Here is a 24698-nt window from a genome sequence, read left to right on the forward strand (position 1 = left end):
TGGGAACAGGGATTCTAGCAAGGATTGCACGGGGATAGTGACTACGCAGCTCAGAAGACCGTTCTGAGCATCTGCAGGGCCAATAGAATCACCAGTCCCGCGAACAGTCTTCTCAGTATGGTCACTGGCAATCGATGCGCGAGCCGTGCACCCAACGGCGCAAAGAACAGACTGGTCGCGGCCATTGCCAGCACGGCCGGCCAGTACACAAAGCCCAGGGTATGAGCCGGCAAGCCGACCGTATCCCAGCCGTTCAGGATATACCCGGCAGAGCCGGCCAGGGCGATGGGAAAGCCCACCGCAGCCGAGGTGCCTATGGCAGTTTGCAGGCGGACATTGCACCAGGCCAGAAATGGTACCGTCATCGTGCCGCCGCCCAGCGCAACCAGTGCCGATACCCCGCCGATACCCGCCCCCACCACCGACAAGCCGGCCAGCCCCGGCAGTTGCCGCGAGGGACTGGGTTTACGATTGAGGATCATTTGCGCAGCGACATAGCTCATGAAAATACAGAAAAAGATGGCCAGTGGCCGAGGCTGCAGATAGGCGGCGAGAAATGTGGCGGCAAAGGTTCCCAGCAAAATACCGGGGGCCAGCCCGCGCACGGCTGGCCACAGCACGGCATTTCGCCGGTTGTGAGCACCCAGGCTCGCAATGGAGGTCGGCACGATGGCCGCCATCGAGGTGCCCAGGGCCAGATGTACGATATAGTCGGACGGGAAACCCTGGGCGGCGAACAACACGGCCAGTACCGGCACCATGACCGCTCCGCCGCCCACGCCGAACAGTCCGGCGAGCACACCTGTCAGTGCGCCCAGAATAAGGTAGAAAATAAACCAGAATTCCATTGTGGCGGCCCCGTTTTTCGGAAATTCAGGATAAGGCCAATTATCTATTGTTAACAGTAGCCGTGTACTTCAAATCAGGTGCGCCGTACCGGCCTTCCCGGAAACCAGCTCAGGAAGCCGGCGCCGGATCGTCAGTGTCCGCGGCCCGGTGGCCCGGGCCGTACAGCACCATGCCGGGACGTTTGCCCGAGTGCCGTCCCTCCTCGACTACCACCTGGCCGTTGACCAGTACGTAGTCGATGCCGCTGGGCGTCAGCAGCGGGTCTTCCCAGGTGGCGTTGTCCTGGATGTTGTCGTAGTCGAAAATAACGACATCCGCCCAGTTGCCTTCGCTGATCGTGCCCCTGTGCTCCAGTTTCACCCTGCTGGCGGGAAGGGAGGTCATTTTGCGAACCGCCTCTTCGAGGGTCAGTAGCCCCTGATCACGCACATAGCGGGCGATGATACGGGGAAAGGTCCCGTAGGCTCGCGGATGCGGCAGCCCGATATCATCCACTTCCCCCAGCTTCGGCGCAGCGCCGGCATCGCTGCCGATGGAAACCCAGGGCTGGCGCATGATGGTCTGCACGTCCTGTTCCGACATCATGAAATACAACGCATAGGCTCGCTCGGGACGGGCCTCCAGCATGATGTTCCAGGCCGCGTCGGCAGGCTCGAGCCCGAGGGCCGCACCGATCTCGAGGAAATTCATTCCTTCATACTGCTCATAATCCGGATTGTAGGCCCGCACCAGCACGATATTCTCCCAACCGCCACTGTTGGCCACCATGCGATCGGAATGCGGATCCATGATCTCTGCCTTGAGTTGCTCCCGAACCTCGGGATCGGCCAGCCGCTCCAGTCCCTTGTCGAGCCCCTCGGCAAACACCCAGGTCGGCACCGTTGCGTCGATGCCGGTGCCGCCGGCCACATAGGGGTACTGATCGGCGGCGATATCCACGCCCCGCTGCCTGGCGCTCTCGATTTTCTCGATCGCCAGATGCACGGTCTTGTTCCAATGCGGGGCATAGGCATTCTTGAAGTGAAAAATCTCCACCGGAATCCCCGCCTGTTCACCCACCGTGATCATTTCCTCGATGGCTGCCAGCAGATTACGGCTTTCATCGCGCATGTGCGCGGCGTAGATCCCACCGTATGGAGCGATGGCCTTGCCCAGTTCCACCAGCTCGCGGGTACTCATGAAAGAGGCAGGCGGGTAGAACGCCGCACTGCTCATGCCGACGGCCCCCGCCTCCATCGCCGTGCGCATGTGTTGCTGCATCGCGGCGATATCGGCGTCGCTCACCGCGACGTCCGCGTCACCCACCACGGCCTCGCGAGCCTGAAAGGCATTGTAGTAAATGCCGAAGTTGAGGCTGATCCCCTGCTGCTCCAGGGCCTGGAAATAGCCCTGGATGCCTTCGGCCGGCACCGGCGTACCGCCTTCCCCGCCGATCGCGGAGGTCACCCCCATCAACAACTTGTTTGCGGCCAGGCCGTTCTTCAGCAGCACCTCCCCTGACTGGTCCATCATGTCGATCCAACCCGGTGACACGTGGCGACCCCGGGCGTCGATCTCGCGCAATCCCCGACCGGAGACCTCGCCAATTTTGGCAAATCGTCCCGCCTTGATCGCCACATCAGCCCTTGTAGCCTGCCTGCCGCTGCCATCGACCACTGTGCCGTTGCGAATCACCAGATCGTAGTCCGCAGAGGCCTGCACGGTGACCGCAGCCATGATCAGCAGGACGGCAGCAAGCGAAGGGAGGATCAATCGGATTGAGAAGGGCATTTTACGGACAATCTGGGTGCGCATGGGATCTCCCCGCCGGTTTCCATTCGTCAGACACAAGTTGTCTGCAAATACATTCGGCTGCGCATCAATCGAAACAACGCCTCTCGTTTGCAGATCAGCCAATTTTGACACGGATGGGCAGCAGGTGCCATGGCGCTGTTTTCCGCTTTAGGGCCGCACAACAGGGGGCGACGCCCTGGCCAGCCGAACAGGCAGACCGGCCAATCACGAGGCGCAATTACCGCCCTCGTTTCATTCTGATATTCAAATAGGCCACAAGAACGGAACCAGTACGCTCGCCGCTTTTTCACTGCGATATTTGTTGCCGAGAATTGTCAGCTTTTTTTACATATACTGATGTTTCACCGGAATGCGACGAGAACATCTCATTGATAACAGTACCTTCCCCGACTTGGTACGGATCGTGCACACTACCCTTCCTCTATCTATTTGAGCGGTGAACGTCAGAGGCTTGGGGAGAGCCCTGGTGATTTTATCCAAACCGGAATTGCACGAGGTCCCGTGATCAAATTCACCCACTCCGGCCGCATCTCGCTTGTTTCAACCGCATTGTTGATTCTATATACGCTGAGTCCTTACGCTGTTGCTCAGAGTGCCGAGGACAGTTGGGTCATGCTTGCCGCCCCTGCGCCGTATCGTGCCCAGGTCTCGTACATTCAAGCCGGTGGATCGGCCTATTCCTTTACATGCAAGGAAGGGGACCGTGGAGTTCAGCACTGGTTTGACGGCAACATCAGCGACAAACAGGTACGAATCCAGCTGGTGGGACCAAACGGCAAAATCACCTTCAGCTCAATACATGACCACTCCATGAATCCCAACATCAGTTTCCGTATGTTCCGAGCCGACGATACGGTGGAACTTGTGTCTAACGCTGTGGACATTCCCCGCTTCCAGTGGTCGGAATTCATGACGGCATACCGGGCCTTCCACAAGAGCTGCCACCGCGGCTTCTCCACCGGATCAATACCCACGTATAACTGCGGTGTATTTCAGAACCGGGAGGCACGCGCTGCCTGCGGTTCTGCGAATCTGGGCCGAATGCAGCGCACCACGGTCGAGCGCTACGAACAAGTCTCACGCGGGCTGGCTTCGGTCGATGAGAAGGTCGAGGCCTGGCGCCGCTATTCTGCCCACATGGATGAGGTGGCCACCTGCAGCAATGATCGAACCGGGGACTGCTACACCGCCGCCTACCAGACTTTCCTGGCGGAGCTCGAAGAGTTCGGGGCCGGAAGTACCGGCACCCTGCCGGGACTCGAAGCCTCATTGCCAGACAGTGAATTGCAGGCTGAAATGTCACGCCATGGATTCTCTTCCGCCCGCGGGATGGGGAGGATTGATGAGCTTCACTTCGTCGATGCAACAATCGGCGCGACAACATTTTTCGTTGTGCTTCACGATGTCCCGGTGAACAGCGACGTTGACCCGGTCGACGAAAGGTTGCTGCTCGCGGCATCGCTGCTTGCACACGAGCTGACGCCACCTGCTCAGGTCAGTCTCTATCACATTGTGAAAAATCATCCCGTGCCGATGGATGCGGCGGGCAGAGCGAATGAGCCAGGGATCACTCAAAGTAAATTGACTATCTCCTGGGATGGCAAGAACAGCGACACCCTGGTCGCTCGCTTCGCCCATGCCTTCGAACCGACGTCAGCCCAGGCTGTCCTGGGGACGGCCAGGGACCGGGCCGCGGCCGCACAGAGCTACAGCGAGCACGTGGAGGCGGGTCTCGCCCGGATGGACCAAGAGCGTCGAGCCTCTGCCCTCGCCAGGGAGCGTGACAAAGCCAGGCTTGCAGCCCGAGCGGGGCTTGTGTATCGAAATCCAGAGTTCTGGTCCAGCGTCGGTGGCTCTGACGCCCGCAGGATATTCGAAGGTGAACAGGTACCGCCCATCGTGGGGGTGCGCTACTTTACCGGCTGGCTCGCCGCCAGCGCGGCCTACTGTTCACCGTTTGAGGACGGAGCGCGCGAGATAGAATGGCCGGATGGCCCCGCGCTCCGCCAGATTCTCGCCGATGATGCCCAGGCGGGCGCCTTCCCCGAACAGCCGAGGCTACTGGTCAAGAATGCCTATATCGATCTCTTTTCGGCGGTGGCGCAGCCAGCACTTCTGTCCTCGAAGATTGTGTCTCGATCCAGGCAATCTGCAGCAATCACTGAGCGTATGGCCGGACCAGAAAGGGATGCGGCACGACTGCTGCGGATGGCAGGCTGCAGCAGCACTACAAGCAGACAGTTCGAGATGAACCTGGTCCAGTTGTTGCGAGGCAATGCGAGTCTTCAGGCCGCGGGGGAGCGGCTTGAGCATGCAGAGAAGGAAAGCGATGCACCACCAGACTGAATTCACCGGCGTGCGCCGATATCTGTGCGGCCTGCTGGCAACTTGTACCCTGTCCGCTTCGGTCGGCGCGGGTGCGCAGACGTGGCCGGATCCGCCCGAGGTAAACGGCGCGTACACCGCCAATCATATGGTGCGGGCGAAGCAGCTGGAAAGCGCCTTGCATTGTAATCGCGAGAATGTCTATTGTTCTGACCCTCTGGTACAGCGTTACAAACAGAGACTTCTGGAAGCAGTAGCAGCTGCCATCGGCCGCATGCCGAACATCGACGGGAGGCGCGACATCGCTCCCAGTCGGGTCAACGTGTTCCACAGCAATATACTTGCATGCGCCAGGAATGCCGAAATGGCGTGCCTCAAACGAGCGAATCAAGTTCGCGACCAATACGCTCTGCTGGCGGACTTCCCTGCCGACAGCGTCGCAGGAGATGCGTGCAAACCCGCCGTAGAGAAGGCCTGCACGATTGAGCTTCTTTCCGGGCGTATAGATGAATGGAACAAACGAAATACCGAACAGGACGACAATCCGGTGTTGGCGCTACAGGATCCGGGCTTTGATTGTCTCCGGGGACGACGTAGCGCCGCCATGAACACGATTTGTCGCGATGCCGACCTCAGTGCTCTGCATCGTGACATGGTTGGGCAACTCAATTCAGTGCTCGCACATGCCAACGTGCGCGAGGTCCCCAAAGATCAGGCGGAAATACTCACCGATCACTATTGGCACACCGCGACCTATCGCTGCGACATCGACAAGCAGTGCATTCGCGCGGCAATCGCGGATCGCGCCAGGGCGATTGGCGAAATCGCCAGCGAGTTGGAGGTGACCGCCCAGCAAACGGCCGCGCGCGAAGTGGAACTCGATGCTGCCCAGCGGCTCGAGGACCTCGCCTCCAGACGTGAGCAACTCAGCGGTGTGATGGAAGGCATTGTAGCTGATGCGACAATGCCGACGGCATCGGCAGTCCATGCGCCCGAAAATATCCGCGCCTACCAGCGTGCCATAAAGATCGCCGGGATCGAACAGGAGCTCAGCGAGCTTGCGCGGCGTGAGGGCCGCGTATATCGCGGCCTGTGGTTCTGGAGTCAGTTCCGGGATCCCGGCTCGCTACGGGCGGTGTTCCGTGGAAATCGCACCGTTCCGTTTACGGCAGAGAGCGGTGCGATCTACTTTCACAACGGCTACCCATTGGAGCGCGGACACGTGGACCAGATGGGCATTCTGACGGCCTGGGTGAGAGTGTATTCTTCAATGTGCAGCCATCGCCTGCCCGCCTCCGCGGATGAGTTTCAGATCAAGACATTCACAACGTCGGGGCCCCTCATCAACCGGACTACGCGGCTGTCTGACATAGACGTTCTCCGGTTTCAGCGCGGGCTGATGAGGCCCTACCTGGCGTCTCGCAACGAGTTACAGAGAAGACAGCGAGCAGCAGCTCAGGAAAACCTCTGGGCCAGAGCGTTCGAGATGATGGAGGGCGGTCTGGGCGCGGTTTCTGATGAGGCTCATTCCCAGATTGGGCCCTACCTCTATGCCCAGGATGATTTCATCCGTTTCCTGGATGCCGTCGGCTGCGACAGTCCGACCGCGCGCCAAATGTCTCAGGGAATTTCACTGGTTGCGCACGGTCAATCGCTCCCGCCCGAAACCGCGGATGCCGTAATTTCCGGCGCTGAATGGGTAAGCGATACGCCCCAGAAGCCCGGAGAATTCCGGCTGCATAGCGAGATTTGCTGGGATTACGAGACAGCGAGTCATACTCCCTGTGGCTGTCTTGTGGATATCGCCAGGGAGCGCTTGGGACAAAGCGATGTAATACCGGCGAGTGTCGACTATCGCGTTGTACACGAGGCATTTATGAAGGCTCCTGCCGCCAGCCAGCGAATTTGCCGCGACCCGCTTGGAGCCATTAGTGCGGGCCTGCTGTCGGCTGACCGGTAGGGGCTCTGAACCACTGGCCATTCGCCATCCCTGTTCGCAACAGCGTTCCCCTTGCCGGCAAGGTAAGTACAAAGCCCTGCAAGAATTGACCGGACTTGCCGTAGTTGTTTCTTGCCGCTCCCAGCCGCCGTAGAGGAAGCGCCCCCCGGATCGGAACCAGGATTTTCTCAGCGTGTTGTGGTCAGCAGTGCACCGCGCTCAATTCGAGTATTGCTCAGTGTCTGCAACATCAAGTTGCAGCCCCCCCACATACTCCTCCAATCGCTGTTCCGCCTCGTCTCCGAACAGAATCTCCGCTGCCCGTCGCAAGCCGGGCGCCTCGACGATCTCTTCGGGCCTCAACACCAGTTCGATCTTGGAGCGCCTTCGCATGAAATCCTTCAGTTTCACCACCATCTCCCGCTGCGCGGTCAGCTCCATTTCGCAACGGGTGTATTCGGCGCGGGCGATCAGCAGGCGGGCGCAACTGCGGTCTTCACGGATACGCTCCAGCAGGTGAAAGGCCGACTGGCCATAGCGGCGCCAGAAGCGTTCGCTCAGGGGTTCGGAAGAGGAGGGGTCGGTGAGCTCGTCCAGGTTCATCAGGCGCGCCTGGCGCAGGTATTCCTCGTGTACGTCTGCCGTGGGTTCGCCGTACCAGCAGGCAGCGGGCTCCGGGACTTCAATGCCCAATTGCGCCAGTTCCGCTACCACTTCATTGCCCACGTTCAGGCAGTCGGTGAGCTTGCCGCCGAGGATGCTCAAATGCTGGCGGTCGCGGTCCACCTCGATCACGTGCTTGCGCGACAGCTGCACCCAGTCGGCGACACCGCCCTGGCCGTGCAATGCCAGCGGCCGCACACCGCAGCGCTCGGCGATGATGCTGTCCCGGGTCAGGGGCGGGTCCATGTCCAGCAGGGTGTTGATGTTGCGCAGCACGAAGTCGCGATCTTCATCGGTCACGCCAACTTCTGGTGAATCCACTTGCGTGTCGGTGGTGCCTACGCAGGTGCGGGGACCCATCGGGATGAGGAAGAACAGGCGGCCGTCGCTGGCGAAGAAGGTCAGCACACGCCTGTTGTCGGTGACGCGGTCGACAATCAGGTGAATGCCTTTCGAGAACAGGTGGTGGTGTGCAGTCTGTATGCCAGTATCGCGGTTGAGCTGGTCCAGCCAGGGGCCGGCGGCGTTCACCAGGGCCCTGGCCGCCACGGTAAAGGTTTCGCCGCTGGTCGCATCCCGCGCCTCGACCAGCCAGCGCCCCTGGTCCCGGCGCATGGCGGTAGCGGCCACGTAGTTGGTGGCCACGCAGCCGTAGTCCAGGGCCTTGCGCACGAAGCCGAAAACGAAGCGGGCATCATTGTCGTAGAGGTAGCAGTCGGAGTATTCCAGCCCGCCGGCGGCATTGTCAGTGTTGATTACCGGCTCGGCGGCTTCAAGTTGGCGGGCGCTTACATACCGGGGTGGCCTGGTTTTGAAACGCCCCATGATCCAGTACAGCACGCTGCCGAGGAAGATGAAGAATGGCGGCCAGCGGAAACCCTTCTGAATGGTGGTGAAGAAGCGGATTTCCTTCACGGTGGAAGGATAAGCGCGCATCAGCTCGTTGCGGGAACGGCACAGCTTGTTGACCAGCAGGTATTCGTGGCTTTCCAGGTACTTGATACCACCCCAGGCCAGGTTGGAGGACTCGGAGCTGACCCCACCGGCGAAGTCGCCGCGATCAATCAGGGCCACCTTCACCCCGCGCCCCGCCAGCGCCGCGGCGGACACGGCGCCGTTGATGCCGCCACCGATGACGAGCACGTCGAATTCCTGGCCGGCGAGCCGGGCGAGGTTGGTCTGGCGCAGTGTGGTCATCGGGTTTTATACGCTCCGGATCGGTCCCTGATATTGCAGAATGGTGGTATCGACTGTCAGCAGGAGAAAACCTTCGACTTCCGCCTGGGCGATCAGGATGCGATCGAAAGGATCCCGGTGGATCGGGGGTAGATGTGCCGCCGCGAGCGTATGGGTACTGGTCACAGGCAACTCGATATAGCCATTTTCGATCAGGATGCGCCGCAGCAGATGGGGGTCAACGAAAAAGTCTAACTTTAGCTAGTTTAACAGGGGTTAGGACAGCGTCAAACCGGTGCAATGCCGGTGCAATGCCGCAATGTTATCGGACAGAAAGCAGACTGCCCGCTTTCAGGGACTGGACAAGGGCCGCCGCAAGCGCAGCACGCCGGTGGCGATGGCCGTGCCCAACAGTGTCACCACCATGCCCACGGCTATCCGCAGCGTGAGTTGCTCCCCCAGCATGAAATAGCCCCAGAACAGTGCGCTCACCGGCACCAGCATGGTCACGGTCGAGGTCGCGGTGGCACCGGCACTGGCAATCAGCCCGAAATACAACAACAGGGCCGCGGCGGTGCTGAAGGCCGCCAGCGACAGTGCATTGGCCCAGGCCAGCCCACTGACAGGCTGCGCGGGCCACAACCAGAGGCCGGGCAGCAACAGCAGCAGGGCGGCCATCGCACAACTGCCCGCCGCCACCACCCGCACCGGCAGATGAGACAGATAAATGCGTGAGTAATTGCCTGCGAAGCCATAGCACAGGGTGGCAGCCAGTGCGGCCAGAATGTACCAGCCCTCCCCGCCCTGGCTAAAGTCCAGCCGCGCACCCGACAGCACATACACCCCCACCAGGGCCAGCGTCAGTCCCAGATACTGCTGCCGAAGCACCGGCGTGGCAAAGAACAGAGCCCCCAGCAGGGCAGTAAAAACCGGGGTCGCGGCGTTGATAAGCGAGGTAAAACCGGCCTCCAGCCCGATAGTGGCCAGGGCCAGTAGCGAAAACGGCAGGGCATTGCTGAACAGGCCTACCACCATCAGCCCGCCCCGGTGCTCCCACACCAGGCTCAGGTAGCGCCGGTTCAACAGCAGTGGCAGCAACAACAGCGCACTCACCCCCATCCGCAACGTGATCAACGGCACTGCACCGAACTCGGGCGCGGCCACCCGCATGAAGATAAACGACAGGCCCCACAGTGACGACAACAGGAGCAGGCGCAGGGTATCGGCCGGCGACATGAACAGGTACCTCTGACTGGAAGGCGGCAGCTTACGGCAGCGCCGCACGCAAATAAAGCCTGCTGTGCAGGCTCCCGAACTGTCTGCCCTGGTATCCTCATCCCCTGTCCCACTGGCATCGGACTAGACATCTCGGCCGCCAGCGCCGAACATAGCAGTCCCTGACGCTGTTTCCGGTATCTGCCCATGCTTGTCGACAATCCCGAAATCTTTCGCGGCCTGAACTATCCCTGGGGCCGCAAGGTCGATCCCGAACCGGGGGTACCGGAGCAGGTCGCCGAAGGAGTCTACTGGGTCCGTTTTCCGATGCCCATGGGGCTGGACCACATCAACCTCTGGTTGCTGGAGGACGGCGCCGGCTGGACCGTGGTTGATACCTGTCTGGACCTGCCCCGGTCACGGGAAATATGGGAGGCGCTGTTTACCGACTTCCTGGGCGACAAACCCATCACCCGGGTCATCTGCACCCACATGCACCCGGATCATGTCGGCCTCGCCGGCTGGCTCACTGAGCGCTTTGACTGCCAGCTGTGGATGACCCGGGAGGAATACCTGCTGTGTCGCTCACTGGTCGCCGACACCGGCCGGCCGGCACCGGAGGTGGCCATCAGCTTCTACCGGGCCGCTGGCTACAGCGAGGAGCAGCTGGCGGCTTATCGCGAGGCCTTCGGCGGCTTCGGCCGCGCCGTTCATCCACTGCCGGACAGCTTTCGCCGCCTCAAGGACAGGGAGACCGTGACCATCGGCGAACGTTACTGGCAGGTCATCGTCGGCAGTGGTCATTCCCCCGAACACGCCTGCCTCTACTGCCCGGCGCTGAAGCTGCTGATCGCGGGCGACCAGGTGCTGCCGCGCATCACTCCCAATGTCAGTGTCTTTCCGACTGAGCCCGAGAGCGACCCGCTGCAGGAGTGGCTGCAGTCCTGCTCCCGTATTCGCGAGCTGCTTCCCGACGACCTGCTGGTACTGCCCGCCCACGAGGCGCCCTTCCACGGCCTGCATGTCCGGCTGACGCAATTGATCGAGACCCACAAGCGGGAACTCAACCAGCTGTTCGAGCACCTGTCCGAACCGCGCCGGGTGGTGGACTGCTTTCCCGCACTGTTTCGGCGCGAGGTCACCGGCTTCCACCTCAGCCTGGCCACCGGCGAGACTATCGCCCATCTCAACTGCCTGCTGCGGCGGCGCCAGATCAGCTGTGAGACCGATGCAGAGGGTGTGGTCTGGTACCGGCAATTGCCGGAATCCCTGGCTTTCGACTGAGGCGCGGCGGCGGGATCGACTGCTTCAGATGGGGCGCTCAGGCAGCTGCCGCCGATCTCTGCTATCATCATCGCATCCAGCGGTTTCCAATCCGCGATCCCATCGCCGGCCTGCGCCCTCGCAGCTCACGCCGCCTGCGGTATCGCGTCAGCTTCCATTGGTCCCAGGTTGAGGAAAAACAGGTATGAGTCAGACAGTTGACCTGGTGATTTTCGGCGGTACCGGGGATCTCTCGACCCGCAAGTTGCTGCCCGCCCTGTACCAGTTGCACCGCCACGGGCTGGCGGACCGGTTGCAGCGCATCGTCGCCACCGGGCGCGGGGAGATCGACCAGGAGACCTTCCGGGCCGAGGCTCACGCCAACCTGCAGACCTTCCTGCCGGAGCGGGACTGGGATGCCGCGGTCTGGGAGCGCTTCCGCGACCGGCTGCACTACATGCAGATCCAGGCAGACAATGACGAGCATTTTACCCGGCTCGCGGATCTGCTGGCACAACACAATGCCACGGTGAAGCTGTTCTACCTGGCCACCCTGCCCTCGCTGTATGGCGATATCTGCAGCCATCTTCAGGCGGCGGGCGCTGTCGACCACCACAGCCGGGTGGTGCTGGAAAAGCCCCTGGGACACGATCTGGCCTCCTGTCATGAAATCAATCGCCAGGTCGCCGCGGTATTCGGTGAGGAAGCCACTTTCCGCATTGATCACTACCTGGGCAAGGAAACCGTGCAGAACCTGCTCGCAGTGCGTTTCGGCAACCCCTTGCTGCACCCGTTGTGGAACAATACCTTTGTCGACAATGTGCAGATCACGGTGGCCGAGGAAATCGGCGTAGAGGGGCGCGGCAGCTACTATGCCAAAACCGGCGCGCTGCGCGATATGGTCCAGAACCACCTGCTGCAGGTGCTCTCCATTGTCGCGATGGAGCCACCCACGAGCCTGGATCCGACCGACATTCGCGACGAGAAAGTCAAAGTGCTGCGCTGCCTGGAGCCCATCACGGCAGCCAACGCGAAGGAGCGCTCAGTGCGCGGGCGTTACGATGCCGGGGCGGTCAAGGGTGAGGCAGTGTCCGGCTTCCTGGAAGAGGCCGAGTACAAAGACGCGGAGACCACTGAAACCTTTGTCGCCCTCAAGGCCACGATCAACAACTGGCGCTGGGCCGGTGTGCCCTTCTACCTGCGTACTGGCAAGCGCCTCAGCCGGCGCTACTCGGAGATCGTGATCGAGTTCAAGAAGCTGTCCTTCTCCCTGTTTGCCAACGACCCCAACGAGCTGAGCAACAAGCTGGTGATCCGGCTGCAGCCCGAAGAAACGATCAGTCTGCATACGCTGAACAAGAAGCCGGGGCTGACCCGCAAGCTGCGCCTGCAACCGGTAGAGCTGCACCTGACCGAGGACCCGCAGCACAAGGGCGTGAGTTACGACGCCTATGAACGCCTGCTGCTGGATGCGATCAACGGCGACCAGACCCTGTTCATGCGGCGCGATGAAGTGGAAACCGCCTGGCGCTGGATCGATTCGGTGATCGCAGCCTGGGACGAGGCGGGCACCCCCATCAAACCCTACAATTCCGGCACCATGGGCCCCGGGGCGGCAACAGCCTTGGTAGCCGTGGACGGACGCAATTGGTATGAATGAATGGCTTTTTTTTGACAGTCGCGAAGAGCTCGACCGCACGCTGGCCAGTACGCTGGCCGCGAGCTTGCGCAGTACGCTGGAACAGCAGTCCCGCGGCAGCCTGGCGCTGTCCGGTGGCAGCACGCCGCGGGGCATGTTGCGGCAACTAGCCGGCATGGCTCTGGCCTGGGCACGGGTCGACCTGAGCCTGGTCGACGAGCGCTGGGTGGAGCCGCGGGACCCGGACTCCAACGAGCGCCTGCTGCGCGAGAATCTGCTGCAGGGACCGGCGGCCAGCGCCCGCTTCACGGGATTGAAATCACCCGGCGACGATATCGGCCATGCAGCCGAGCTGGCGAGCCGGCGCCTGGCGGCGCTGCAGCAGCCGTTCACTGCCGTGGTCCTGGGCATGGGCGCCGATGGTCACACGGCCTCCTGGTTTCCGCAGGCAGCCAACCTGGCCGCGCTGCTGGACCGGCAGGGTCAGGCGCGGTTCGCCGCCACGGAACCGGTGACTGCCCCCCACCGACGGCTGACCCTGACGCTGGCCGCAGTACTGAACAGTCATCATATTCATCTGCAGCTTACCGGCGCCGACAAACGGGCAGTGCTGGAATCCGCGGTGCCCGACTCGCGCCCGGTCGCCAGCATCCTGACCCAAACCCGAACTCCCGTAACCATCTGGTGGGCACCGTAATGACAGATCCACGGCTCGACAGCATCACGCAACGCATTGCCGAACGCAGCGCCGATTCGCGCCGCGCCTATCTCGCCCGGATCGATGCCATGCGCGGCAACGGCCCGCTGCGCGGCGGGCTTTCCTGCAGCAATCTGGCACACGGCTTTGCCGCCTGCGAACCAGAGGACAAGCAGGTCCTGAAGCTGACCGAAGCGGCCAATATCGGCATTGTCAACGCCTACAATGACATGCTGTCCGCCCATCAACCGCTAGGCGAATATCCGGACATCATCAAACGTGCCGCCCATGCAATGGGTTGCACCGCGCAGGTCGCAGGCGGGGTTCCCGCCATGTGCGATGGCGTGACCCAGGGCACGGCAGGCATGGAGCTGTCCCTGTTCAGTCGCGACATCATTGCCGCCGCGACCGCGATCGCCCTGTCCCACAACATGTTCGATGCCGCGCTGTGCCTGGGTGTCTGCGACAAGATCGTGCCCGGCCTGCTGATCGGCGCGCTGAGCTTTGGTCATCTTCCCGTCATGTTCGTGCCGGCAGGCCCCATGACAACGGGGCTGAGCAACAAGGACAAAGCCAGGGTCCGGCAACTGTTTGCCGAGGGCAAGGTGGGCCGCGAAGAATTGCTGGAGGCGGAATCCGGCGCCTATCACGACAAGGGCACCTGTACCTTCTACGGCACCGCCAACAGCAACCAGATGTTGATGGAGGTCATGGGGCTGCACGTCCCCGGTGCGGCTTTCGAGAACCCCGGCACCGAGCTGCGCCAGCGCCTGACCGAAGCGGCGTCCCAACGGGTATGCCGGATCACCGCACTGGGCAACGAGTACACACCGCTGGCCTGGGTGGTGGATGAGAAGTGTATCGTCAACGCCATTGTCGCGCTGCTGGCCACCGGCGGCTCGACCAATCACAGCATCCACTGGATCGCGATTGCCCGCGCCGCCGGTATTATCATCGACTGGCAGGACTTCAGTGAACTGTCGGCAATAACGCCGTTGGTGAGTCGGGTCTACCCCAACGGCAGTGCCGATGTGAATCACTTCCATGCCGCCGGAGGAACCGGCTATGTAATTCGCACCCTGCTGGACCAGGGGCTTTTGCATGAAAATGTGCGCACCGCCTGGGGACAGGGCCTGCGGCACTACACCCTGGAACCGCGCCTGCACGACGGTGCACTGCATCATGTGGAAGGTGTCTCCGAGAGCGCTGACCTGGAAGTGCTGCGGCCGGCCACCAGCCCGTTCGATGCAGAGGGCGGCCTGCGGCTGCTGCAGGGCAACCTGGGGCGCTGCGTGATCAAGGTCTCCGCGGTCGCGCCCGAGCACCGGGTGGTTGAGGCCCCGGCCCGTGTGTTCGAGAGCCAGGACGCACTCAGGCAGGCCTTCGAGGCCGGAGAACTGGAGCGGGATCTGGTAGCCGTGGTCCGGTTCCAGGGGCCCCAGGCCAACGGCATGCCCGAGTTGCACAAACTCACCCCGTATCTGGGTATTTTGCAGGATCGCGGCTACCAGGTGGCGCTGGTCACCGATGGCCGGATGTCAGGAGCCTCGGGCAAGGTTCCCGCTGCAATTCATGTGAGCCCCGAGGCGCTCGGCGGCGGCCCGCTGGCGCGCGTCCGCGACGGCGACCCGATCCGGCTGGATGCGGACAACGGTGAATTGCAGGCACTGGTGCCGGCCGACGAATGGCGCGAGCGGCCGGCCGTGCAACGCACCGGGCAGGACAGCGGCTTCGGCACCGGCCGCGAACTGTTCGGCTTCATGCGCAGCGCAGTGAACGAGGCCGAGGCGGGCGGTACCGTGTTTCAGGGCTAATGCTCGATTGGCACTTATCTTGTTGGCCCACCCGGTGTCAGGTCGGCGTCCTGGAAGGGTGCCGACCGGGCTACGAAGTCCCCCAAAAATCCTAAAGTAAATGCCATTTTCGGCCAGTACCCCGTCGGCGGATCGCAGCCGGAGCGGTCAGCGCAGCAGTTCTTCGCGCAGCGTTTGGGCCTGCTGCTTGATCAGCCGAAGATTCTCAGGGCCCATGCGCAGCAGTTGCTTCTGCAGCGACGGCAAGGATTCCAGCTCGGGATCGGCATAGGTGTACATGACCGAGTCCTGCTCCAGGGGTATCGGGCCCTCCAGTTCCGGCGTGGCGAGAATCCGGTCCAGGGTACGGATCACCGCATTGTCGAAATCCTCTGGGTCCAGGCCGAGTTGGGCATAGGCTTGCTCATACAATGGCCGCAGTCGATGAAAACTCTCCGCCATGGCCTCGACATCCAGCTTGGCTATGGCCTGGGCATAGCCATCGTAGCGCTCATAGCCCTCGGGATCGAGATAGATCTGGCCCTCCCGCACATCTACTGCAAAGGGCTCCTCCGGTGCGGAAAGTGGCAGATTCTTGCGCAGGACCGTGCCCCGGCTGGTACCATCCACCAGCGCTGAAACCCGGGCTATGAGATTGTCCTCCTCCACCAGCGGTGAAAACTCGTCGCTGTCGCCACCGACAGAGCTGATCTCTTCACGCAGTAGCTTGTCGCTGTCCTCCAGCGCCGGCAGGGCGGGGGCGGGTTCCTCAGCCGGCTCGGCCGGCTCGGCTGGCTCCTGAGCCACCGGCTCGGGCCGGGGTGGAATATCCGGCGCCGGCGGTAACGGCTCGGGCAACGCAGCCGGAGCAGGATCAGGTGGCGCCTCATCCACCGGCGCATCACCGCGCGGATACAGCAGCAGGAACAGCGCAACCACCACCGCAACCGCCAACACTATCAATTTGACAGGCGCACCACCGCGCTTGGGTGGATCCTGCAACTTGTCATCCGGAGTGGCTTGCATATCGCCTCCTTGGCCAGGGGTACTGTGGTATCGGACCGCAACGGGGGGCCAGGGTTCTATAATTACGCTGCTAACAGAGCAGCGTCAACCGCCAATCCGTCCGGCAGTCACGGACACCGTCGCAGCTGCCACTGGTCATGCCGGTATTTTCTGGTAAGCTGATAAAAAGCATCAACGCAAGGATGGCTGCATGCTGCTCCCGATACTCTCCCGCGCTGGCACGCTGCTTTTGTTGTGCCTGGTCCTCACAGGATGTGGCGGCGGTGGGGGTGGCGGCAGCAACCCCGCGACACCGGCGGTCAATCAACTGCCGATTGCCTCAATCAGTGCACCCGCCAGCGTCGCCGCCGGTGAGCAAGTGCTGCTGGACGGCAGTGCGAGCAGCGACGGCGATGGCCGCATCACCAGCTACCGTTGGCAGCAGGTCGATGGCCCCGCGGTAGAGCTGGACAGCGACAGCAATGCCCAGGCCAGCTTTACTGCACCACAGGTCAACAGCGATACCAACCTGACTTTCTCTCTGACCGTGACCGACGACGACAACGCCGAGAGCAGCAGCTCAATCACGGTGACCATAACGAGCGACCCCAGCGGGGCCCGCTTTGCGCTGAGCGGCTCGGTGTTGGCCTCCGGCAATCAGGTGGTCGACGGCGATACCAACGATCCAAATACGACCTACAACCCCAACGACACCCCCGGCAGCGCGCAGGCCCTGGTTAACCCGGTGACCGTGGGAGGTTATGTCAACCTGCCCGGTAGCGGGGCCGGGGGCCGCTCCCAAGTGAGCGGGGATATCGACGATTACTACCGTGTCGAACTGCTCCAGGGTCAGTCCGTCACCCTGCTGGTAGCAGATTTCGAAAGCGCCGATGCGGACCTCTACCTGTACTCCGAACAGGGCGAGATCATCGACTTCTCCATCGCCACGGGTGAGCTTGAAACAGTGACGGCGCCCGCGACGGCCACCTATGTGGTCAATGTCACCGCCTTCTCGGGCGCCACCAATTACATCATGGCAGTGGGGAGCCGGGCACTCTCGGTACCGAACGCGAGCGCCGAGATCGTCCCCGGAGAAGTGATCGTGGAATACGAAGGGGACGACGGTCAGCAACTGGTCCCCGCCGCTGCCGAGGCACTCACTCGCAGCATGGGACTGCGGCAACAAGCCGGCGGGCCGGGCAGGGCCCGCTTGCTGGCCCTGCGCGCAGACCTGGCGACACACCGGCGCCTGGGCAAGGCGATAGCGCGGCGAGCGCAGTTCGCGGATGTGCAACAACAATCGCGCTGGGAAACCCTGCTGAGCATCAAGACCCTGCGCAACAGCCCCGGGGTGCGCCGAGCCGAACCCAACTTCCGTGTCCGCCCCTCGCTGCAACCCAATGACAGCGCCTTCGGCCTCCAGTGGCACTACCCGCTCATTGCGTTGCCCGCCGCATGGGACAGCAGCACCGGGGATCCCTCGGTCATTGTCGCGGTGGTGGACACCGGCATTCTGGCGGGGCATCCCGATCTCGCGGGCCAGCTCGTCCCGGGCTATGATTTTGTCAGTGATCCACAGCGAGCGGGGGATGGGGACGGCATTGACCCGGATCCCGAGGATCGGGGCGATCCAGAGAATCCGGCTGCCAGCAGTTTTCACGGCACTCATGTGGCCGGCACGATTGCCGCCCGCGGCAACAACAGTATCGGCGTCGCCGGCGTGGCCTGGAACAGCCGCATCATGCCGGTGCGGGCACTGGCGGAAGAGGGTGGAACCTCCTACGATGTGGCCCAGGCTGTGCGATTTGCCGCCGGCCTGAACAATGATTCGGGCACTGTTCCGGCGCAGCCGGCCTCCATCATCAACCTTAGCCTGGGCGGTGAGGGTTTCAGCCAGATCAACCAGCAATTGTACCGCGACCTGCGCGAACAGGGCATCATCGTGGTCGCGGCTGCGGGCAATGAGGGCAGCAGCAGCCCGGGCTATCCTGCCTCGTACGAAACCGTGTTCGCCGTGTCCGCCGTGGATGGCCAGCGCCGCCTCACCGGCTACAGCAACCGGGGCATCCACATAGATCTGGCCGCCCCCGGGGGCGACAGCAGCACAGACTTCAACGGCGATGGCTATCCCGATGGGGTACTCAGTACCGGGGGCAGCGTCGGCGCCAATGGCATCGAGCCTTCCTATGTGTTCCTGAGTGGCACTTCCATGGCCGCGCCGCACGTTGCCGGTGTGTTCGCGCTGATGCTGGCGATAAATCCGGACCTGGACGCCGCAGCTGTGGAGTCACTGTTGCGCAACGGTGATCTGACGGTTGACCTGGGGGAGCCCGGACGTGACGATCTCTACGGCCACGGCCTGGTGGACGCTCGGCGCGCGGTCAATGCGGCGCTGGAAAGCATGGGCAGTACGGTACGGCCGGCCGCTTCATTGATCGCTTCATCTACCACGCTGAATTTCAGTTCCTCAACCGACTCCCTGGATCTGGTATTGAGCAATGGCGGCAGCGGTGATCTGCAGGTACTGGACCTGAGCAGCGACGAAGCCTGGCTCCTGGTCTCGGCAACCGATACCGACACCGCCGGCCTGGGACGCTACACATTACAGGTCCAGCGGCAGGCGTTGGCAGACGGCCTGTACAGCGCGACCCTCACTGTTCGTTCCAGCGCCAACAGTCTGCAAATCCGGGTGTTGGTCTCGGTCGGGGGTGGCTCCAGTGCCGATGTCGGTGTGGTCTACATTCTGGTCTACGAGCCGGCCACGGACGAAGTCGTGGACCAGGCCGTGGCCAGGGCCGAAAACGGCCGTTACCGCTATGCCTTCCCGGAACTACCGGCAGGCGAGTACCAGCTGATCGCGGGGTCCGATGCCGACAATGACCTGACCATATGTGACGCGGGCGAAGCCTGCGGCGCCTGGCTGAGCACCGACCGGCCCGCCCTGATCCAACTGGACCGCGACCTGGAGAATATCGATTTTCCCATCGACTTCCTGGTGACGCTGCCCGCCCAGGCTAATGCGCCGACGGCACCGGGTACGCAGCTCCCGCCAGCGACATTGCAGAGACAACCTTGAGCGGGGTTGGGTAAACAGCCCTCAGGGTGCCAAATAGATCCGCATCACGGTTCACTGCCGCCGTCGCCGGCGGCAGTTCGGGATCAGCCGCCGAACTTCAGGAAGAAGTGGCGCTCGTAGCCTTCTTCTTTGGAGTGGCTTTGCGCGATGCAGCGGCCTTTTTCTTCGGCATCGCCTTTTTCTTGGGAGCCACAGCCTTCTTCTTCGGAGCGGCGGCTTTTTTCTTGGGAGCCGCCTTCTTTGCCGTCGCAGCCTTGCCGGTTACTGCTTTTTTCCGCGGTGCGGCTGCCTTCCTGCTGCCGGCCGCCGATTTTTTCTTTGCCGCTGTCTTGCGGCCAGCCTTGCCCTGGACTTGCTGGCGACGCGCAGCAGCTTTCTCTACCACCGATGCGGCCCGGTCAGCAGCCTGTGCGCGCCGCGATTCCAGTGCGAGATCAGCTTGTATCGGCACCAGCCTCTCAGCCGAGGTATAGGCAGCGCGAGCTATCTTCCCCACCGATTCCGCCAGTTCCTGCACCTGACCGACCAAACCTTCCACACGCTTTTGGTTGGCAGTGCCGGGTTTGCCTTGCAGCGCGCCGCGTGCCTTTTTCAGGCGGGCATTGGCGCTGCTGTGCTTCTTGCGAGCCTCGGCCAGGTCGGTCGTAACGCGCGCATAGGCTTTCTCTGTCTCCGAGAGCAGCTTCTTCTGCAGCTGCTCTACCTTCCTGTTGGCCTGCTCGGCCATTTTCAGGGCCTGGGCCAGTTCTTTTTCCAACATGAGCGTTCCACTCTCTCTGCCAATGGGATACCGCATTGTTAGTGTAGGCCGAATCCCGTGGCACGCAATGCTTAATCGACCGTGTTTGTCGGTAAATTACCGCTTCTTCGGCGCGTCCACCACGCCTGCCCGGGCAGAATATCCTCCGCTCAGCGAAAACCGTGTGGACAGGTCCGCTCCCGGGGACGACAAACACCGGCACCTGCGTTAGACTCGCCATGTCTCGCGCTCTTGCGCGCACCAGCGTCCATAGCGAATACACCTGTTGGGGAAACCAGATGGAATACAACCCGGAACTACACAGTATCAAGTGTCCCAAGTGCGGCCATGGCATGGCAGAAATCCGATACGGCGATGTCGCCATCGACCGCTGCAGCAACTGTCATGGACTGTGGTTTGATACCGGCGAAGCCGAACTACTGAAAACCAAGTGGATGGGCGACGCGCTGGATATCGGTGATCCCTCCCTGGGCAAGCGCTGGGACAAGGTGGAGGATATCGCCTGTCCGCGCTGCGGCAAGGATATGGAGAAGTTGTCCGATCCAAAACAGAAGCATATCTGGTATGAAATGTGTCCGGAGCACGGCATGTTCATGGATGCCGGGGAGTTTAGCGACTACAAACACGAGACTCTCGCAGACCGGTTCCGCAGCCTGATAAAGGGTGCACGCCGATAGGGCGGGGCCCTGGGCCACAATGCGGCAGCCGCAGCCTCGACCGAGACAGCCATGACCCAGCAAGATCCTATCCACCGTCTTCCGGCTGAGCCCGGCTCCGCCGCGTTCGCAATTGAATCCGCGACCGATGATATCCGCATCCATCGGGCCCAGCCGCTGATAACGCCCTGGGTGCTCGCGGAAGAGCTGCCATTGACACGGGCCCAGGCAGGAACGATCGCAACCGCGAGACGCAGTATCGAAGCCATACTCAGCGGGACGGATCCCCGCCTGCTGGCGATTGTCGGGCCCTGTTCCGTGCACGACCCGGTCGCCCTGCTGGATTTTGCGGCGCAACTGCAGGCCGCCTGCGAGCCTTTGTCTGATTCGATCCTGCCGGTACTGCGGGTCTATTTCGAGAAGCCGCGCACCGTGATGGGCTGGAAGGGACTGATCAATGATCCGGACCTGGACGGGAGCTTTCGCATCAACAGGGGTCTGCACCAGGCGCGCAAGGTACTGCTGGATGTGGCCACGCTGGGCCTGCCCGCGGCGAGTGAGTTCCTGGATACCACCTTTGGTCAGTATTATGCTGAGCTGGTGAGCTTTGGCGCCATCGGCGCCCGTACCGTGGAGAGTCAGATTCACCGCGAACTGGCCTCGGGCCTGTCGATGCCGGTGGGATTCAAGAACGGTACCAACGGCAATGTCGATGTGGCGATAGACGCCATTCGCTCAGCGAGCCACAGCCACTGGTTCCCGTCCCTGACCAAGGAGGGGACACCGGCCATTCTGCACTCCACTGGCAATCCCCACTGTTATCTGATCCTGCGGGGCGGCAGCGACAGCGGCCCCAATTACCAGCCTGCCGCGGTGCAGGCTGCCGCCATCGCACTGCGTAAACAAGCGCTGCCCGCCTCGCTGATTGTCGACTGCAGTCATGGCAACAGCGACAAGGATCCCCAGCGGCAGGCGCTGGTGCTGTCTTCGCTGTGCGAGCAACTGGAACAGGGCCAGCGCGCCATTCGCGGCGTGATGCTGGAAAGCCATCTGGTCGGCGGCCGGCAGGCGCTGGCACCACCGCAGGAGCTGGTCTACGGCCAGAGCGTCACCGACGCCTGCCTGTCGCTGGAAGAGACAATACCGCTACTGCAGCAACTGGCAGTGGCAGTGCGCAGAAGCAGTCCGCCAGGCTGATCGAGCGGATCGCTGCTGGCGGGGCGCACCGCCGTTACCAGCTGTAGCCGAGGCGGAAGCGATAGGTCTGATCCAGCTCTTCAACGTCCGGTGGCCGCCCGCTGTCATGTTCCAGCACCACTTCGGCCGCAGCCTCGACATTGAACAACAGCGGAAAAGCCAGCCCCATGGTGAGATTGAGCAGCATATCCTCGGTCTGGTCAAGGTTCCAGATGCCGGTATGCTCCAGATACAAGCGCGAATTGCCGCCCAGGTAGTTGCTGGTGGCGTCCACTGTCCAGTTCATGCCGCGATAGTTGCCGTCCTCACCGAGGATGAATTGTTCGTCCACATACACCAGACCGATTTCACCGGACAGCGTCAGGGCGGGTGCTTCGTAGAATTGACGGCCCAGATAGGGACCCAGGTAATACCGCCGGTCGAGGTCCGCGAACTTGTCCTGCTCGACCGAGGCGTTCAGGCCCCAATACAGGGGGCCTTCAAGAAAGTGATCGTACTTGCCCAGTACGGCCCAGTTTTCCGCGATCTTCTGGTCGTTGGCCTCGTCTATCTCACCGTTGAGCCGGACAGTATAGCGGTCGCGCAAGCTGCGCCAGACGCTCTCCAGCCGATAGTCGAACTCATCGGAATCGGTGTTGCCCCGCTCCAGGGTCAGGGCGGTGCTGACCAGGCCGCTCCATAAATAGCCGTGACCCAACTCCCAAGGTTTGGGGTTGCCGAGCACCACGTCGCGCACGGTATAGCTGTCCATCGGCGCTTCCGGGCCCGACAACAGCAGCTGTTCCTGTTGCACGACAATAGCCTGGTCTTCCAGCAATGTCCCATCAGCCAGCTTGATCACGGTCGGCGTCCGGGTCTGCATATCCTGGATCTGGTCCTGATGGATTTTGACAACACCGGCAAAGTCAGTCTTTATCTTCACTATGCCATCGCGCAGCTCTATCACCGTGCCCAGGATTCGCGAGCCGTTCTTCAGCACGATCTCGTCCAGATTCTGGTCCGCCTCTGCGCTGTGCCCCGCCGCCGGCAGCAGCAAGGCGCAGGCCACCAGTGCGCGTACCAGCTCAGTCTTTCCCGTCATTCCCACTTCCTTCTGCTTCCAAAAAACTGCATATGATAGCCCAATTGTTGGAGTTCTGTGCCAGTGGCAACACTGCTAGACTGTCTTGCTATTACTCAGGGAGTCATATGGTGAGCACGAAAGATTACGATTTGTTTGTTATTGGCGCCGGTTCTGGCGGGGTCCGGGCGGCCCGCATGGCGGCCGGCTTGGGGGCTCGCGTCGCGATAGCCGAGGACCGCTATATGGGCGGAACCTGTGTCAACGTCGGCTGTGTGCCCAAAAAACTCTATGTCTACGCCTCCGAGTTCGGCAAGGCCTTTGAGGATGCCCGCGGTTTCGGCTGGGACAGCGCCAAGCCGGCCTTTGACTGGGCCACACTGCGCGACAACAAGAAGGCGGAAATTGCCCGCCTCAATGGCATTTACCGGAGGCTGCTGGACGGCGCCGAAGCGGACATTATCGACGGCCGGGCGCGCCTGGTGGACGCCCATACCGTGGCGGTGGGAAAGCAGCAGTACAGTGCTGGCAAGATCCTGATCGCCACTGGCGGCTGGCCGCACATTCCCGAGTTCCCGGGCAGCGACCTGGCCACCAGCTCAAATGAAGTGTTTGATCTGAAACAGTTTCCGCAGCGCCTGGTGATCGTCGGCGGCGGCTATATTGCCGTAGAGTTCGCCGGAATATTCAACGGGCTGGGCGCGCAGGTCACCCAGCTCTATCGGGGCCCTCTGTTCCTGCGTGGCTTCGATGCCGACATCCGCGCCCACGCTGCCCGCGAAATCGCCAAGACCGGCGTGGACCTGCGCTTCGAGGTCAATGTCGAATCCATCAGCCGCGGTGCAGACGGCCTGGAACTGCAGCTGACCGACGGGTCCACGCTGACCGCTGACACGGTGCTGTATGCCACCGGCCGCAACCCTCACCTGGAAGGGCTGGGCCTGGACAATGTAAACGTCGAACTCACCGAATCAGGCACCATTGCCGTGGACGAGCACTACTGCAGCAGCGAACCCAGTATTTTTGCGTTGGGCGACGTCACCGGCGGCATGGAACTGACCCCGGTTGCGCTGGCCGAAGGCATGGCCTTTGCACACCGTCAGTTCGGCGATCAGTCCCGGCAGGTGGATTACGATTTTATTCCCACCGCGGTATTCTGCCAGCCCAATATCGGCACTGTCGGCTTCACCGAGGAGGCGGCCAGGGCCCGTTTCGGCGATATCCGGCTGTTCAAGTCAAGCTTCCGGCCGATGAAACATACCCTCAGTGGTCGCGACGAGCAGAGTTTCATGAAGCTGATCGTGGACAAGGCCAGCGACCGGGTGGTGGGGGTGCACATGGTTGGACCCGATGCCGGCGAAATCATGCAGGGCATCGCCATTGCACTGCGCGCCGGCGCCACCAAGGCAATGTTCGACAGCACCATCGGCATCCATCCCACCGCCGCCGAGGAGCTGGTCACCATGCGCGAGGCCTGGACCGAAGACTGAGCAGGCCCGCCCGGTCCGCCCGTACTTTCCGGGCGCTGGCACCCCCTCCCGCTACCGCAAATCACCGCCGGTCTGCCCGCTCTCCCGGGCGGACCGCCTGA

At 62.1% G+C, this 24698-nt stretch carries 18 protein-coding genes; 10 read left to right on the forward strand and 8 right to left on the reverse strand.

All coding sequences use genetic code 11. The features are described from left to right. Window positions 1–50 precede the first annotated feature (50 nt). Window positions 51–848, reverse strand: a complete 798-nt coding sequence (locus G3T16_RS08350) for a sulfite exporter TauE/SafE family protein (protein ID WP_163494648.1) — start codon at window positions 846–848, stop codon at window positions 51–53. Window positions 849–957: 109 nt separating this feature from the next. Continuing rightward, window positions 958–2643 carry an N-acyl-D-amino-acid deacylase family protein gene (locus G3T16_RS08355; RefSeq protein WP_197911966.1) on the reverse strand — a complete coding sequence of 562 codons (1686 nt, stop codon included), beginning with the start codon at window positions 2641–2643 and terminating at the stop codon, window positions 958–960. A 501-nt stretch (window positions 2644–3144) separates the two neighbouring features. On the opposite strand from G3T16_RS08355, the gene G3T16_RS08360 reads away from it, so the two are divergent. Both G3T16_RS08360 and G3T16_RS08365 read left to right on the forward strand, forming a co-directional pair. Next, complete coding sequence (locus G3T16_RS08360; protein WP_163494649.1) at window positions 3145–4989, forward strand: hypothetical protein; 1845 nt, start codon at window positions 3145–3147, stop codon at window positions 4987–4989. After that, window positions 4973–6928 (forward strand): hypothetical protein, encoded by a 1956-nt coding sequence (locus G3T16_RS08365; protein ID WP_163494650.1) that lies wholly within the window; start codon window positions 4973–4975, stop codon window positions 6926–6928. Before G3T16_RS08360 ends, G3T16_RS08365 begins: the two co-directional genes overlap by 17 nt. 198 nt (window positions 6929–7126) lie before the next feature. Here the strand turns inward: G3T16_RS08365 and G3T16_RS08370 are convergent, their stop codons facing one another. The 3 genes from G3T16_RS08370 to G3T16_RS08380 all read right to left on the reverse strand — a co-directional run bounded on the left by G3T16_RS08370 (window position 7127) and on the right by G3T16_RS08380 (window position 9982). Further along, complete coding sequence (locus G3T16_RS08370) at window positions 7127–8767, reverse strand: glycerol-3-phosphate dehydrogenase/oxidase (protein WP_163494651.1); 1641 nt, start codon at window positions 8765–8767, stop codon at window positions 7127–7129. A 6-nt stretch (window positions 8768–8773) separates the two neighbouring features. Continuing rightward, window positions 8774–8977 carry a type II toxin-antitoxin system VapC family toxin gene (locus G3T16_RS08375; protein WP_332102888.1) on the reverse strand — a complete coding sequence of 68 codons (204 nt, stop codon included), beginning with the start codon at window positions 8975–8977 and terminating at the stop codon, window positions 8774–8776. A 120-nt stretch (window positions 8978–9097) separates the two neighbouring features. Then, entirely contained in the window at window positions 9098–9982 is an 885-nt protein-coding gene (locus tag G3T16_RS08380) for a DMT family transporter (protein WP_163494653.1), read from the reverse strand. Window positions 9983–10168: 186 nt separating this feature from the next. Here G3T16_RS08380 and G3T16_RS08385 point away from each other — a divergent pair, with 186 nt between their 5' ends. From G3T16_RS08385 to edd, 4 genes are all read left to right on the forward strand, one after another. Further along, window positions 10169–11245 (forward strand): MBL fold metallo-hydrolase, encoded by a 1077-nt coding sequence (locus G3T16_RS08385; protein ID WP_163494654.1) that lies wholly within the window; start codon window positions 10169–10171, stop codon window positions 11243–11245. A 184-nt stretch (window positions 11246–11429) separates the two neighbouring features. Next, window positions 11430–12884, forward strand: a complete 1455-nt coding sequence (gene zwf / locus G3T16_RS08390) for a glucose-6-phosphate dehydrogenase (RefSeq protein ID WP_163494655.1) — start codon at window positions 11430–11432, stop codon at window positions 12882–12884. Beyond that, the gene (pgl, locus tag G3T16_RS08395) at window positions 12877–13560 is read left to right on the forward strand and encodes a 6-phosphogluconolactonase (RefSeq protein ID WP_163494656.1); all 684 of its coding nucleotides are present in this window, start codon (window positions 12877–12879) and stop codon (window positions 13558–13560) included. The genes zwf and pgl overlap by 8 nt, the downstream gene beginning before the upstream one ends. After that, window positions 13560–15374 carry a phosphogluconate dehydratase gene (edd, locus tag G3T16_RS08400; RefSeq protein WP_163494657.1) on the forward strand — a complete coding sequence of 605 codons (1815 nt, stop codon included), beginning with the start codon at window positions 13560–13562 and terminating at the stop codon, window positions 15372–15374. The genes pgl and edd overlap by 1 nt, the downstream gene beginning before the upstream one ends. A 147-nt stretch (window positions 15375–15521) precedes the next feature. Here edd and G3T16_RS08405 read toward each other — a convergent pair whose 3' ends face one another. Then, entirely contained in the window at window positions 15522–16379 is an 858-nt protein-coding gene (locus G3T16_RS08405) for a DUF3014 domain-containing protein (RefSeq protein WP_163494658.1), read from the reverse strand. A gap of 190 nt (window positions 16380–16569) precedes the next feature. Here G3T16_RS08405 and G3T16_RS08410 point away from each other — a divergent pair, with 190 nt between their 5' ends. Beyond that, the gene (locus G3T16_RS08410) at window positions 16570–19434 is read left to right on the forward strand and encodes a S8 family serine peptidase (RefSeq protein ID WP_163494659.1); all 2865 of its coding nucleotides are present in this window, start codon (window positions 16570–16572) and stop codon (window positions 19432–19434) included. Between the two features lie 97 nt (window positions 19435–19531). Here the strand turns inward: G3T16_RS08410 and G3T16_RS08415 are convergent, their stop codons facing one another. Continuing rightward, on the reverse strand, window positions 19532–20194 hold the full coding sequence (locus G3T16_RS08415) for a hypothetical protein (RefSeq protein ID WP_163494660.1): 663 nt from the start codon (window positions 20192–20194) through the stop codon (window positions 19532–19534). A 278-nt stretch (window positions 20195–20472) separates the two neighbouring features. Between G3T16_RS08415 and G3T16_RS08420 the strand changes: the two genes are divergently transcribed. Together G3T16_RS08420 and G3T16_RS08425 are read left to right on the forward strand one after the other, a co-directional pair. After that, entirely contained in the window at window positions 20473–20871 is a 399-nt protein-coding gene (locus G3T16_RS08420; protein ID WP_163494661.1) for a zf-TFIIB domain-containing protein, read from the forward strand. Between the two features lie 51 nt (window positions 20872–20922). Further along, window positions 20923–22047 (forward strand): 3-deoxy-7-phosphoheptulonate synthase, encoded by a 1125-nt coding sequence (locus G3T16_RS08425; RefSeq protein WP_163494662.1) that lies wholly within the window; start codon window positions 20923–20925, stop codon window positions 22045–22047. Between the two features lie 34 nt (window positions 22048–22081). Here the strand turns inward: G3T16_RS08425 and G3T16_RS08430 are convergent, their stop codons facing one another. Further along, window positions 22082–23128, reverse strand: a complete 1047-nt coding sequence (locus G3T16_RS08430) for a DUF481 domain-containing protein (protein WP_163494663.1) — start codon at window positions 23126–23128, stop codon at window positions 22082–22084. A 107-nt stretch (window positions 23129–23235) separates the two neighbouring features. Here G3T16_RS08430 and gor point away from each other — a divergent pair, with 107 nt between their 5' ends. Then, window positions 23236–24597 (forward strand): glutathione-disulfide reductase, encoded by a 1362-nt coding sequence (gene gor, locus G3T16_RS08435; RefSeq protein WP_197911967.1) that lies wholly within the window; start codon window positions 23236–23238, stop codon window positions 24595–24597. Window positions 24598–24698 lie beyond the last annotated feature (101 nt).

Origin of the sequence: Kineobactrum salinum (assembly GCF_010669285.1) — a bacterium.
In the GTDB taxonomy this organism is placed as follows: domain Bacteria; phylum Pseudomonadota; class Gammaproteobacteria; order Pseudomonadales; family Halieaceae; genus Kineobactrum; species Kineobactrum salinum.